The sequence below is a fragment of the Xylanibacter rodentium genome, assembly GCF_013166575.1.
In the GTDB taxonomy this organism is placed as follows: Bacteria; Bacteroidota; Bacteroidia; order Bacteroidales; family Bacteroidaceae; genus Prevotella; species Prevotella rodentium.
The window spans coordinates 1-14,831 of record NZ_JABKKE010000010.1 but is presented as its reverse complement, the minus strand read 5'-3'; the positions used below and the strand labels follow the sequence as shown (position 1 = coordinate 14,831).

Below are 14,831 nucleotides of genomic sequence, written 5' to 3'. Positions count from 1 at the left end.
GCCTTTTCAGAATACATGTCTTATTTTATTTATCAGATTGTATGTTTCAAATTTTGTTTTACTTACATTAAGTTTTAAAAAAAGCTCCAATACATACTCCATTGTCTCTTATTTTCATTATCTTTGCAAAAAATATACTGCAATAAGCAAAATATCAGAATGTCTTAATGTGATAGCGCTTTATGGTAGCATGGCATTATTGTAAATGGAAGTCTATTTCTCCAAGTTGATATAATATGACAGAAAATAAAACTACGAGCCAAGATAAAATAAATCATATAGACAGGACTTTATATCCGGAAAAGGCAGAGGATAGTGTCATTACAGAACAAAATCTTGTGCAACATACAGTCGGGTATTCTCAATCTGAGAATATCCCCAAAGGTATTTGTCCTAATTGTGGGGCAGAAATTGATGTAGACATGGATTATTGTGAGTCGTGTAATAGTTATATTAAAAATGATATATGTCCGTTTTGCGGTTCACATACAAGTTCTGATGCTGTCTATTGTCCGGAGTGTGGAAATCCGCGTATGGGGATAGCCTGTCCGGTTTGTCATACGGTTAATGAATTTTCTTTTTGTAAACAGTGTGGGACCGCCTTGACGGATGAAGCAAAGGTATTGGTGACAGAATTTCGGAATAATAAAGATTATATGCATATACAGAACGTGGTTCATGAATTTGCAGAAGTTGACAATATTCTTCCTTATATATTAGGAAGTGATAAGGAGAAAGAACAACAAATAGAGGATTTGCGTATAAGAGTACTTACGATTCTGGCACATGACCAAGGAAGTGAACCGAAGGTAGAGAAGATTGAGTCAAAACGCATGACCGTCGATGAACTGGAAAAACGTAGGGCGGATGTGGTAGGCAGACTGACAACGATGTTGGAACGATTGGAAACTAAACCAACCGTGTCGCCGGTAAAAGCCCGAAATTATATCATGGCGAGCAAGCCGGCCGGTGTTAAATTGGCGTGGGTATGCAATTACAAACATGCAATGCATAGTAGTCCATGCGGATGTGCCAAGCCGCATTTGGGTGGAAAGTGGGTTATATTGGATAATGTTAATGTTGATCAGATAAAGGACGATAGGTAATGATTACAGATGATATCACATTGAGAACAGATAATACCATATATTCTCCGATGGTTAATAAAGCCGTGAGCATGGATGATAATGATACAACATTGCGTGCAGATGGTGGTAGCCTTCCCGTATATAAATCCAAAACAAACCATACCGATGTATTCATGTTGCATGGCCGGACGTATGTTTATTTGAGAAGTCTGAGTGAAGGTTCTGGTGAGGCAGAAGTGTTTCTTGTGACGAATGAAGATAAGGAGTATGTGTTGAAGGTGTATTATCCTGATATTGACATAAATAAAGATACATTGAAATTCTTGGTCAATCTCAATTTTGACATGGTTGTCAAGTTGTTTGATTTTGGCAAGATATATTTGGATGGTAAGAAACGCTATTGTGAACTCATGGAATATCTGCGTGGAGGTACATTGAATTCTTATGAGATAAAGGCTGATATAAATAAGTTCAGACGAATAGCTTTACAGGCTGCTGCAGCTCTTGAATGTTGCCATAAGAATAATGTGATACACAAGGATATAAAACCAAGCAATTTCTTTTTCAGGGATGAAGCCCAAACAGAGGTAGTTCTTGGAGATTTCGGCATATCATCCATAATTACTGACGGCAGCTATATGCATTGTACTACTCAGTCGAGAACTCCTGTATATGCAGCCCCAGAGATGTATGATGATGTTATAGACGGAAAAGTGGAGATATCTCCGGCAGTCGACTATTATTCTCTTGGCATTATGCTTATGATTCTGTGGCTTGGCAGAAATCCGTTGGATACTAATGAGCGTATGATCATTAAGCGGAAAAGTGAAGGCCGTTTGCCTGGTGTCTGTGAGTTACCCGACAGAGTCAGACTTATTGTCCAGGGGCTTACTTCGGTAAATCCGGAAACGAGATGGACATATGAACAAATTGAGAGATGGTTCATGGGGGAGTCTCCAAAGGTTGACATTACTTCACCTCATCTGAAATACTGTAGTTTTGTTGTTGATCCAGAGCGTAATCTCGTGGCAGATAATATAAACGAACTCATACCATTATTGCTTGATAATGAACGTACGGCATGCGGGTACTTGTATAGTGGTAAGATATCAGAGTGGATGGCACAGTGTGGCAACACAAAACTCAGTATAGCTCTTGATGACATAGTGAAAAACCTTTATCCGGCAGATCAAAAAGCCGGTCTTATGGCAGCCGTATATACAATGGACCCGGCGTATCCTTACATAGATATTAGTGGCAATGAATGTAGGAATGTCCATGAGATTGCAATTTCGATGTTGAGTCATGCGGATGAATATATAGCGTTATTGGCAAATCGTAACGACAATTTATATGTTTATCTTGAAACACATTCTGTATGTGATGTTAATAGAATAAGAGGATATTTCTCTTCTGGAGACATACGTAATGGCAAAAAGGCGTTGATGTGTGCTGTATATGAGATTGATGTGGATATGCCAATGTTTGAGGGGCGTCCTTCTTCAACGTTAAAAGATATAGTAAGAGTTTTTGGTGGCTCTGATGTGTCAGAGGACGACTGGGAAGCTGTTACGGATGGAAGATTGCTGTCATGGATGTACAGACACGAGGGGGGGATAGCATGTGAGTCGCTCCGTATAATGATTGATGGACAGCCGTATTCACATCGTTTGGCATATAAAGTGTTATACAACTTGGACAGAAATACAGCGTTTGATATACGTCAGGCCGATACACCAAGCAAAGTTGGTGAGTTATTGTGTGACAATCTGTGTCGGTGGCAACATCTCAGCGATGAAGAATTTGCTGATAGCATATCTGAATTCTGTAGTCCTGATGGGCGTTTTTGTTATTATGCAAAGTTGCACGGATGGGTGGAGTTATTGGATGAAGTACAAAGATGTTTTGACCTTGATTGTGAAGAAAATAAAGAACGTCTTGGTTTTTATGATTTGCGTACTGCCGCTTATCGGTTCTGCAGAATACTTGGGGTTACTCCGGCTTATGAATTTGATGACGGAACGGTACTGAAAGACGGACTTGATATAGACAACAGATACAGGTCGAAGATAAGAACCGAAATGCATTCCGGATGTTTCGTTCAGTGGCTTTCCGTATTTTATCATGAGAATCCTAATAAGGATTTCAGTGAGCCTTACTGTTATGAACGCATGTTGGAGATGTGGATAAACAAACTTGGTGAGTATGATGCACAGAATCTTTATTATAAAAGATTTACTACAGCCAAGGAGGAGACAGCCCGTAAGTACAAAGAGGTGCGTATTGAATATATGCGTATAAAGAATAAAGAAAAATTATTGCGCATGATATTCAATGTCTTCAATGCTATATGGATACTTATGTTGATGATATTCGGTGTGGATAATCGGGAATACTTGTTTGAAAATACCATTCTTACTATAGGATTACCTGTGGGTGGCTTTTCTGCAATTATTATAGGAACTAAAGCATTTTTCCGAGGTTATGGTTTTATCTTGTCTTGTCTTTGGGGAATGCTCGGTTTCTTCTCTTCGTTGATACCGTCATGGGTATTGAAATATACAGACAGTCATTGGCCTGTAATGTTTATACCTGTTATAATCCTTTTGACATTGGTTTATATGGCAATATGCCATTACACGAGTTTAAGCTATGACTCAAAGGAAGATGACAAACTGATATGTGATATGCTGGAAAGTGATGTAAAGTCAACATTGATAGAGCCTCTATACTATACGTTCAAGACAAAGGCATATCGTTTCAAGGGGTCAAAGTTTGGTATTCTTGATGATATATACAACCGTATATTGTCTTATACAGGTGAAAGGGTTCTTCATTATGCGCTATGGACAGCTATGGTGGCAACACTTTTGATTGAGATGATATTATTAAATACCAATCTTATATTATGAAATGCCTACATTGCAATAAAGAAAACCGTGCTGTAGCCAAATACTGCAAATGGTGTGGAAAGCAGTTTGTGGTACATGATGTGTTAGAAGGGATTGTCGGACTTGACAATGTAAAGTACCAGCTCAAGAATATCACAGATACCTACACGTATCTGCGGTCGAGAGGGGACATTAATAAAGTGCGTATCAGTATGAATACGATAATTATCGGTGAGACTGGTACAGGCAAGACCATGCTTGCCGGAATTATACGTGACTACTTCCATCAGCATAAGATAATAGACAAGCCACGTTTGACAATTGTTGATGCCGTAGACTACCAACGTTTTGTAGATCGTTGGGATGACAATATAAAGAAAGCCCGTGGAGGGATATTATTCTTTGATAATGTTCAAAAGTTACTTCCGGACAGATACTCCAATCATGTTAATCCGTTAGACAAACTCTTTGTTGAAATGGATCATTGGGATGATGATCCTATTGTGATAATATCAGGACTGACAAAAGGGTTGGATGAATTCCTTTTAAATAACCCGTCCGTAACCCATCGTTTTAAGTATCGTTTTGACTTGCCAGTGCCAGGATACAAGGATTTATACCATATATGCCTCAATATATTAAGTAGCAAATATGGTATAGTGAGCTATACGCACGAGGCAGAAAAGAAGTTGGAGAATTATTTCAAATATCAGGTTAAGACAAAGGATGAAACATTCGGATACGCCCATTTAGCAACAATGGTGGCCGAAGATATTTTCACTTCTTTCATTAGTCGTGGTGTTGGTGTATGTGTTGTAGAGGCCTGTGATATACGTGGTTATGTGCCGGAGGAGCGTACACTTGAAGATATTTTGTCAGACATGAATCGCTATATAGGCATGTCGGATGTGAAACGTGCTGTCACGGAAATTGCTTATACTGTGAAAAATGAAGCCGAGAGAGCAGAGCGTGGATTGGGTAACACTGCCAAGGCTGGTATGCATATCGTGCTTACAGGTAACCCTGGTACCGGTAAAACTACTATAGCACGTAAACTTGGTGAGATACTGGCTGCCATTGGCTATCTTGACAGTGGGCATGTGGTTGAGACTGACCGTGCAGGAATGGTGAGTCCTTATCAGGGTGAAACTCCTAAACTTGTAGATCGTCTTTGTGACAGGGCCATGGGAGGGATACTCTTTATAGATGAAGCTTATACATTGGCTCCGTTGAGTCCGTCGGGGGAGCGTGATGTTCAGGGTACGCAGGCGCTTGAGAAATTAATGAAACGTATGGAGGATGACCGAGGCCGGTTCGTTGTTATTTCGGCCGGCTATAGGACCGAGATGGACAATCTGTTCCGTATAAATCCCGGATTTCGCAGTCGGTTCAATTATTTCCTCAACATAGACGACTATTCTCCAGATGAATTGTACCAAATACTTCTTACATTTGCCAACGAAAAGAAATACGTATTCTCAAGCGATGCGGAAACCATAGCACGTAAGATGATAGAAGATATATACGAATGTCGTGACCGTGATTTTGCCAATGGCAGGACAATGCGACAACTCTTCGATAACATCTGCAAGAGGCAGGCCGGTCGTTTGGAATGTCGTGAAGTGCAGACACTGACTGATGAGGAGTTTATGTTGATAGAACCATCTGATATTCCATACGAAGTACCCAAACCTGTCGATTATAAAGAATGTCTAAAGGCCTTTGATGGTCTTGTGGGAATGGATGGCGTGAAGAAGGAAATAGAAGGATTGGCAGCGTTCCTCAATTTGCAGGTTCGTCGTGGTGAGACAAGTATGTTTCAGGGTAAGCATTATGTCTTTACCGGTAGTCCGGGAACAGGAAAGACAACCGTGGCACGCATTATGGCAGATGTCTTTGGTAAACTTGGAGTTCTTAGTCGAGGTCAACTTGTTGAGGCTGACCGTAGTAAACTTGTGGCTGGATATAGCGGTCAGACAGCCATTAAAACCAATCAACTTATAGATTCAGCCATAGGGGGAGTCTTGTTTATAGACGAAGCGTATACTTTATCGTCGGATAGCAGTGACGTGTTTGGTCATGAAGCGATAGATACTTTGCTTAAACGTATGGAAGACGATCGCGGTAAATTTGTTTGTATTGTGGCGGGATACACCGACCGTATGCACGACTTTATAGAATCCAATCCAGGTTTGAAGAGTCGTTTCACTCAGACAATACATTTCGATGACTATACGGCTGATGAACTTACAGATATTTTCATGAATATGGCGGAATCAGGAAAGTTCATTGTCGGTTCTGATGTTGCACTTGCAGTGAAGCGTATGTTTGAAAGATTATACTTGCGACGTGACAGAAATTTTGGCAATGCGCGGGAAGTACGCCGTGTTTTTGATGAGACTATAGAAAGACAAAGTCGTCGTCTTGTCGGTGAAATGGGTAAACCGTATTTTAAGGAGTCCGATATGTACATTATTGAGATGGCTGATATTCCGCAACAATCCGAAGATACTATACGCCCGTTGGATGAAGTGCTTAATGAACTTGATGAGTTTATAGGTATGCGTTCTGTTAAAGATATGATGCGTCGTTTGGCTGTGCAAAGTATGTTTATGAAGCAGCGATCTGTACAGGGGGTTGGCCGTATACAGCAGATATCGCTCAATTTTATACTTACCGGCAATCCAGGAACAGGTAAGACCACGATTGCGCGCAAAATGGGTGAAATATTGCAAAGTATGGAAATATTGCCTACGGGCAATGTCGTGGAGGTTAGTCGTGCCACATTGGTAGGAAAATATATGGGAGAAACCCCAAAGATAGTGAACAATATGTGCGATAAGGCTATGGGTGGGATTCTTTTCATAGACGAGGCGTATACATTAGGTGGTGAGAACGATACATACGGCAATGAGGCAGTGGAGACATTGATGAAACGTATGGAGGACGATCGCGGCAAGTTTGTTGTGGTTGCTGCAGGTTATAAGGAACAGATGGACTCTTTCCTTACTTTGAATCCCGGACTTGCAGGTCGTTTTACTCATCGTATGAATATTGACGATTACAACGAGGATGAATTGTTGGCCATATATAAGAAGATGGCTTCTGATGAACAATATATTGTGTCTCCGGCAGCAGAGTTCAAACTGATGGATATTATATTCAGAAAAGTGGTCAATAAAACTGCTATGTTTGGCAATGCCCGTGAAATGCGGACACTTCTCGACACCACGATACAGCAGTTGTCTGTCAGGGTTTCACATATACCGCCGTCACAGATTACAGCCGATACTTACCGATTGATAATGCCGGAAGACATTACAATATAAGCTATAATGAAACATGTAGGATAAAATATGAAGAATTATGATAAAATGTCCAAATTGCAATGAAGAGATAGATTCCGATTCCTTTTACTGTGACCAATGTGGGCAGAAATTGCAGTTCTGTGTAAGTTGTGGCGAAGTTGGTCTGGGGAAGCGCTGTACTCGTTGCGGTGGGGGGATGGGAGAAGCTCCGGCAGAGACGGAAGCGGTTGCCATGATTCCCGTACTTACATTAAGCAACAATCAGGATATTCGTTTTACAGGAGTCAGTGGTGCCTTGATAGGCCGAAAGCAAGGTCCTTACAGTCATCTGTTCTGTCAGAATAGATATGTTTCGGGTGTGCATGCCCAGTTGGTTTACAAATCTGATATGGGTTGGTGTGTTATTGACAAGCATTCGTCCAATGGAACTAAAATAAATAATGTCCGGTTATCGCCGGAAACGTTCTCTCCTTTGCATTCCGGTGACATTTTGTCGATTGCAAATGTTGATCTGACAGCAGATATACGATGAAGTTTTATCTCCGGTCATTAGCTTGATAGGTTTGTTGAATATAGACCGTCAGAGTGCTGATGAGTAAGACAATTTACGTAATGTATGATATATATTGTATATGACAAGAATAAAGATTGTATAAAAAGATATTGAATTATGCCATTAAGACTACCCGACAAACTTCCGGCCATAGAGCTGTTGAAGCGTGAGAATATTTTTGTTATGGATAACTCTCGAGCCATTTCTCAAGATATCCGTCCGCTAAAAATTGTTATTCTCAATCTTATGCCTTTGAAAATAACCACAGAAACAGATCTTGTCCGTCTGCTTTCCAATACTCCATTGCAGTTGGATATCAGTTTTATGAAGTTACGTAGCCATACTCCCAAGAACACGCCTATAGAGCATATGATGATGTTCTATCGCGATTTTGAGGAGATTATTGACGAGAAATTTGATGGAATGATAGTTACCGGTGCCCCGGTTGAGACATACGAATACGAAGATGTTACATATTGGAATGAGATGAAAGCCATATTTGCGTGGGCACGTAGTCATGTCACTTCTACATTGTATATATGTTGGGCTGCGCAGGCAGGTCTTTATTTTCATTATGGCATTCCCAAGTATCCACTGAAGAAAAAGATGTTCGGCATATTCCGTCAGTATACCGACGGCTCTCATTTGCCGATTTTCCGTGGTTTCGATGATGTTTTTTACATGCCTCACAGTCGGCATACTGAGATCAGACGCGAGGATATAATACGAAGTCCGGGACTTTCACTTATTGCAGAGTCACCGGAGAGCGGCGTGAGCATAGTCATGGGGCGTGGCGGACGTGAATTTTTCATTACCGGTCATCTTGAGTATGCACCCGATACTCTCGACAACGAATACAGACGTGACAGAGACACGCGAGATGATGTGGATATGCCTGTCAACTATTATCGTGACGACAATCCTTTGAATCCACCACTTGTGACATGGCGTGCCCATGCCAATTTATTCTATAGCAATTGGATAAACTACTATGTATATCAGGAAACACCATACGATATAAATCAGATAAAATGAGACATTTGGAACTTTTGGCTCCAGCCCGTGACCTTGAGTGTGGCAAGGCTGCCATTGACCATGGAGCAGATGCCGTATATATTGGTGCCAAACGCTTCGGAGCGCGTGCGGCAGCAGGCAATTCCATTGACGATATTGCTGAACTCTGCCGTTATGCTCATGGCTTTGGTGCGAAGGTGTATGTTACTGTCAATACTATAATATATGATGAAGAATTGGACGTTACCGAACGTTTGTTAAGTGAACTTGAGCATGCCGGAGCAGATGCCGTATTGGTTCAAGACATGGCCCTTGTCGGCCGTACAGGTCGGATGGCTCTTCATGCCAGTACACAGACGGATAACCGTACTATAGAAAAGATACGTTGGCTGCGCAACATAGGCTTTGACCGTGTTGTCCTTGCACGCGAACTGTCGGTTGGAGAAATTGCAGAAATACATAACGCTGTGCCGGATATGGAGCTTGAAGTCTTTGTCCACGGAGCTCTTTGCGTGTCTTACAGTGGTTTGTGTTATGCTTCACAACAATGCTTTGGCCGTTCTGCAAATAGGGGAGAGTGTGCACAGTTCTGTCGTTTGCGTTTTGACTTGACCGATAGTGAAGGCCGGGTCGTAGAGAGGGGAAAGCATTTGCTGTCGCTTAAGGATATGAATCAAAGCGCCAATATAGAACGTTTGGTTGAGGCGGGGGCCGTTTCTTTCAAAATCGAGGGACGGCTGAAAGACATTACTTATGTGAAAAACGTGACAGCTGCCTATAGCCTTATCCTTGATGATATTGTCAGGAGGCATCCGGATAAATATTGTCGTACTTCATTGGGTCGTTGCCGTTATACATTTACACCAAATCTTTACAAGACATTCAATCGTGGTTTTACAACCTATTTTGCTGATGGACGGTGTCCGGACATATCTTCTCCTGATACACCGAAAGCTATTGGAGAGTTTGTCGGTACGGTGAAGGAGTTGCGTGGCATTTCGTTCACTGTTGCCGGAGTCGCTTCTTTTGCAAATGGTGACGGTATCTGCTTTATCAATTCTAACCGGGAACTGGAAGGTTTCAGGGTGAACAGGGTGGAGGGCAATCGACTTTTCCCGCTGAAGATGCCACTTAGTCTTAAGCCGGGCCTGCATCTTTACCGCAATAATGATCGTGAGTTTGAGAAATTGCTTAGTCGTCCGAGTGCGGTGAGGAAGATTCCGATAGAACTGTCTTTGAATGTAACCGAACTGGGTTTCTCGCTCTGTGCCGGTGTGTATGGAGGTCGTTCTGTAACCACAGAGATAGAGACAGAACATGTAGAAGCTGCATCTCCGCAACATGACAATATAGTGAGGCAGCTCACGAAGTTAGGTAATACCATATATGAATGCGCAGATGTTACACTGCCGGTAGGTTTCTCATATTTCATTCCCGGAAGCAAACTTGCCCAATTGCGTCGTATTACCGTTGAAATGTTGGAAAAGGCATATACATCAGATATTGTCAGAGTATCGAATGCCGGTATCCGGCATGGTGTAATTCCCCCTGAATATTCTCATCCGGTGATGTATAACATTGCCAATACCGAGGCTCGTCAGTTCTATGCCGATTGTGGTATGAATGGAACAGTGCCGGCATTCGAGTTACATTCTGATGGCAGTGTGCCGCTAATGCAGTGCCGCCATTGTTTACGCTACACATTGGGTTATTGCATGAAGCATGGTGGACGTAAGCCATCGTGGCGTGAACCGCTGTGGTTGTCGTTGCCGGATGGCCGACGTTTCCGTCTTGAGTTCGACTGCCATAGGTGTCAGATGAATGTTATGTCTGAATCCTGACATGGCCAAACCGATTTATTCTTGTGATATTGATGCAGTATAGTACAGAGAGGTAATACAGAACTTCAATATATTAATAATAGCATATCGTACCAAAGATAATGATATCATCATCAAACATTGTCTATATGGAAAATTTTTCATGTCATGGAAAGAACTTATGGCGCGTAGCATTGCTCAGTACCGCTGTAATATTTGTTATGTTGCTGTCATCGTGTTACAATCCGTATGATCGCACTCCTGATGCTTGGAACCTCACAGAAAGGGAGATGGATTCTATATCGTTTTCCACTACACACCATTATTCGCAGAATTATAATTTTATTGTCAAGGCTGATACGTTGAGTCTGTCTTGTCATGCTCCGGATGAATTGCCGTTTGATACGGTCGTGGTAGTACGTGGTGACAGGGTGGTGGTGGCCGATATTATGACTATGCCTTCCGATACGATAGATTCCGTTTGGGTGAAGATAGCCCGTGACCAAGTCACACAAGGATGGATACGTGAGAACAGGATGCTGCCGTCGGTTAAGCCCGATGATCCTATATCGCAATTTATAGACATGTTTTCCGATGTCCATAAACTTATTTTTCTTGCTTTTGCCGTAATTGTAATTGCTACTTACGGGTTGCGTAGCCTGTTCCGGCGTAATGCCCCGATAGTGCATTTCCACGATATCGGCTCATTTTATCCTACAATGTTGGCATTATTCGTAGCTATGGCAGCAGTGTTTTATGCCTCTATACAGCTTTTCGGAGCAGAGTCGTGGCGTCATTTTTATTATCATCCGTCACTCAATCCATTTGCTCTACCGCCACATTTGGGAATATTTGTGAGCATAGTATGGAGCATTATAATAATGTCTATAGCAACGGTAGACGATGTTATGAGGCGTTTGGAACCTGTAGATTGTGTGATATATCTGTGTGGATTGGCAACCGTATGTGCTGTAGACTATGTGGTTTTCAGCATCTCTACCTTATATTATATAGGCTATCCGTTATTTGTCTTATATGTTTGTTTTGCTCTTTGGCGCTATTTTCGCTATTCGTGCAACCGTTATGTTTGTGGTCGTTGCGGTCGTGAACTTCTCAAGCGGGGAGAGTGTCCGTACTGTGGCACAGTAAACACTTAGAATTGTTTATTGTTAAAATCCATATAAATGGGGATTGTCAGTATTATGAACTTTTCTTAACTTTGCATTCGTAAAAACAAGATTGATTTTCGAATGAAGAATAGAAGCATTATAGCATATATGTTGGTGCTGGTATGTATGCCGGCAAAAGCGACGGCAGCAATAGAAAATGATGTCATGGTTACAGGGGCTGACACAATAGTCAAGCGTATGGTAGACCTTGACGAATTGGTCGTTGTGTCACAGCCGAAGGAGAACAGACGTCTGCGTTGCCAGCCTGTGGCCGGCAGTATGTTTACCGAAAAGGAAATGACCGGACTTGGCATATCCGATCTCAGCAGTTTGTCTGCCTATATCCCGTCGTTTAGTATGCCGGCGTATGGCTCACGTCTCACCTCCTCTATGTATATAAGAGGAATAGGGTCGCGTTCGGGTAGTCCGGCAGTGGGAGTATATTACGATGGAATACCTTTAATCAGTAAAAGTGCCGTCAACAGTCATTTTTATCAGACAGACCGTGTTGACGTGCTTCGCGGACCTCAGGGCACATTATATGGTATCAATGCCGAGGGTGGGTTGGTACGTGTTTATTCCAAGAACCCTCTCAACTATCAAGGCACGGATATACGGGCAGGCTTGGGTACCGGACTTTACAGCAATGCCGAGGTTGCCCACTATCATCGTCCTAATGACAGATTGGCATTTTCCACGGCCGTCTTCTATAGCGGTCAGCGTGGTTTCTTCCGCAACACTTTGCTTGACGGGCGGGCTGATTTGACGAATGAGGCAGGCGGTAAGGCTCGTTTGATATGGCTGCCGTCACAACGTTTGAAAATAGATTTGACGGCAGATTATCAATATGTCAATCAAAATGGCTTTGCTTACGGACAATACGATATTTCTACGGGCAAATTTGATGAACCTTCTACCAATATAATGAACGGATATCGAAGGAATCTGCTCAACACCGGACTGAATGTCAGCTATGATATGGGGACATTGCGGCTTGTGTCAGTCACAAGTTGGCAGTATCTGCATGACTTGATGCAGATGGATCAGGATTATCTCCCCGAGGATTATTTACGTCTGGAGCAGCGTGAACATATGAATGCCATTGTCCAAGAGCTTACGCTTGATGGAAATGTCGGCAATAAATGGCGACATGTGTCCGGGGTGTTTTTCAGCCATCAGTGGTTGCATACGGAGGCACCGGTATTTTTCGGTGAAGCGATGAACAAGAAGATTCTCGGGTCTATGGGAATTCCTCCAGTTGTGTCCTCAGCCTTGACTATAACAGACAACCGTGTACCAGGTAAATTTGAAACTCCGGTAACAAACATCGGCATATTCCACGAGTCGAACATTGATATCACTCCCAGACTTATGGCAACATTGGGACTGAGATACGATTATCAGCGTGTTGGAATAGATTATGACACATACTCACATTTTACCCTCGAAAACGCAGGTATGCCGCAGATGCACATCGGAGCTTCGGCACATAGCTATACGTCGTTGATGCAGAACAAGACGACAAAGTCGTACAATCAGCTTTTGCCCAAGGTCGCTCTTACATATAGAATGAATGATGCCGGCAGCAACGTTTATGCCACTGTAAGCAAGGGATTTCGTGCCGGAGGATATAACTTGCAGATGTTTTCGGATATATTTCAGAGCGAGCTGCGTTCGAAAGGAAAAGAGATGATGGTGCTGATGAATGGGGATATGTCGGTAGAGCATGATGCCGAAGATTACAGTCGTATCGACAATACAATATCATATGAACCTGAGACCAGTATCAACTATGAGGTGGGGGCGCATCTTAATCTGTTCGGTGGACGGGTCAATGCCGATTTTTCAGCTTTTTGCATGCGGATAAACGATCAACAGTTGTCGGTGATGGCCGATAGATACGGTTATGGCCGTATGATGGTCAATGCAGGACGGAGCCGCAGCCTGGGGGCTGAAGTGGCATTTCGGGGCAATGCTTTCGGCGGACGGATGACGTGGGCTGCCACATACAGTTGGGTTCAGTCAACATTCCGTCGGTATACCGATAGCGTTACAGTGGCGACAGATAAAGGTCTGGCCACGGAGAAGCGTGACTATAGGGGTAATCATGTTCCGTTTGTGCCGCAGCATAATTTCAGCATCATGGCTGACTGGCGTATGGATATAAGTCAGAATGGTTTGCTTCGGTCTATGGTATTAGGGGTAGACTTGTGTGGAAACGGAAAGACATATTGGGATGTTGACAATCAATACAGCCAAAAAGCGTATGCTACGCTCGGTGCCCACGTCATGCTTGATTTCGGTTCGGTGAACGTGAATTTGTGGGGGCGCAACCTTACGGATACGAAGTATAATACATTTCTCGTAAACAGTGCCATAGATGGAGTTTCGCGCTCGTTTGCACAACGGGGCAATCCGCTGCGTTTTGGGGTTGATGTAAGCCTGCATATTTAGTGTTTGCTATAGAAACTGTTTTTGAGAATGGATGGCATCGTCTTGCCATGGATAATTCATACTGGTTTCGTTGTGTGTCTATGGATTGTTCTGATTGCTCATTGTATGCTGGAAGATAGTGTTGACAGGCCCGTCTTCCTGATTGGATTGGAAAGCATTGCATCAACATATAGTTAAGATACATCAGAATCGCGGTTTTCGGACAAGGCTCCGACAATCGCGATTTTCAGTTCGGATAGTGTATACAGGCAGCCGGCATGTTGTGGACATATCACTTTGTCAAAAAAGCAGAGAGGGCCGTTCGGGCTTGCAATAACGGCACTTTCAGCTTGCAATAACGGCTGTTTTGCAATACAAGACAGCCGTTATTGGAATATAAGTTAGTCAACAGAATTAAACTACATAATCGTCCGAACATTGGAAGAACTCACTCTGGATGAACGCGCCCTGGAAGAACGCGCCCCGCAGGGGCAACAAGCACATAGCCCGGGGCAGAGCGTAGCGGCACCCCGGGATTCATATTCAATTGCATAT

General features: G+C 42.8%; 8 protein-coding genes. All 8 read left to right on the top strand.

What is annotated here, in order from left to right:
• Positions 1 to 236: 236 nt before the first annotated feature.
• The 8 genes from HPS55_RS07145 to HPS55_RS07110 all read left to right on the top strand — a co-directional run bounded on the left by HPS55_RS07145 (position 237) and on the right by HPS55_RS07110 (position 14,297).
• Entirely contained in the window at positions 237 to 1,106 is an 870-nt protein-coding gene (locus tag HPS55_RS07145) for a zinc ribbon domain-containing protein (protein WP_172175599.1), read from the top strand.
• Positions 1,106 to 4,000: a serine/threonine protein kinase gene (locus HPS55_RS07140; protein WP_172324879.1), complete on the top strand. Its 2,895-nt coding sequence runs from the start codon at positions 1,106 to 1,108 to the stop codon at positions 3,998 to 4,000. The genes HPS55_RS07145 and HPS55_RS07140 overlap by 1 nt, the downstream gene beginning before the upstream one ends.
• On the top strand, positions 3,997 to 7,308 hold the full coding sequence (locus HPS55_RS07135) for an AAA family ATPase (RefSeq protein WP_172175603.1): 3,312 nt from the start codon (positions 3,997 to 3,999) through the stop codon (positions 7,306 to 7,308). Before HPS55_RS07140 ends, HPS55_RS07135 begins: the two co-directional genes overlap by 4 nt.
• 37 nt (positions 7,309 to 7,345) lie before the next feature.
• On the top strand, positions 7,346 to 7,819 hold the full coding sequence (locus HPS55_RS07130) for an FHA domain-containing protein (RefSeq protein WP_172175605.1): 474 nt from the start codon (positions 7,346 to 7,348) through the stop codon (positions 7,817 to 7,819).
• 138 nt (positions 7,820 to 7,957) lie between these two features.
• Positions 7,958 to 8,875, top strand: coding sequence for a homoserine O-acetyltransferase MetA (metA, locus tag HPS55_RS07125; protein WP_172175607.1), 918 nt, complete (start codon positions 7,958 to 7,960; stop codon positions 8,873 to 8,875).
• A complete protein-coding gene (locus HPS55_RS07120) occupies positions 8,872 to 10,695 on the top strand; it encodes a peptidase U32 family protein (RefSeq protein ID WP_172175609.1) in 1,824 nt (607 codons plus the stop codon). Before metA ends, HPS55_RS07120 begins: the two co-directional genes overlap by 4 nt.
• 128 nt (positions 10,696 to 10,823) lie before the next feature.
• On the top strand, positions 10,824 to 11,831 hold the full coding sequence (locus HPS55_RS07115) for a TFIIB-type zinc ribbon-containing protein (RefSeq protein WP_172175611.1): 1,008 nt from the start codon (positions 10,824 to 10,826) through the stop codon (positions 11,829 to 11,831).
• 93 nt (positions 11,832 to 11,924) lie between these two features.
• Positions 11,925 to 14,297, top strand: a complete 2,373-nt coding sequence (locus HPS55_RS07110) for a TonB-dependent receptor (RefSeq protein WP_172175613.1) — start codon at positions 11,925 to 11,927, stop codon at positions 14,295 to 14,297.
• Positions 14,298 to 14,831: the final 534 nt, after the last annotated feature.

Bases quoted from the DNA above. Each gene is read 5' to 3' on its own strand.
- HPS55_RS07145 (WP_172175599.1), top strand. From the start codon at position 237: ATGACAGAAAATAAAACTACGAGCCAAGATAAAATAAATCATATAGAC.
- HPS55_RS07140 (WP_172324879.1), top strand. From the start codon at position 1,106: ATGATTACAGATGATATCACATTGAGAACAGATAATACCATATATTCT.
- HPS55_RS07135 (WP_172175603.1), top strand. From the start codon at position 3,997: ATGAAATGCCTACATTGCAATAAAGAAAACCGTGCTGTAGCCAAATAC.
- HPS55_RS07130 (WP_172175605.1), top strand. From the start codon at position 7,346: ATGATAAAATGTCCAAATTGCAATGAAGAGATAGATTCCGATTCCTTT.
- metA (WP_172175607.1), top strand. From the start codon at position 7,958: ATGCCATTAAGACTACCCGACAAACTTCCGGCCATAGAGCTGTTGAAG.
- HPS55_RS07120 (WP_172175609.1), top strand. From the start codon at position 8,872: ATGAGACATTTGGAACTTTTGGCTCCAGCCCGTGACCTTGAGTGTGGC.
- HPS55_RS07115 (WP_172175611.1), top strand. From the start codon at position 10,824: ATGGAAAATTTTTCATGTCATGGAAAGAACTTATGGCGCGTAGCATTG.
- HPS55_RS07110 (WP_172175613.1), top strand. From the start codon at position 11,925: ATGAAGAATAGAAGCATTATAGCATATATGTTGGTGCTGGTATGTATG.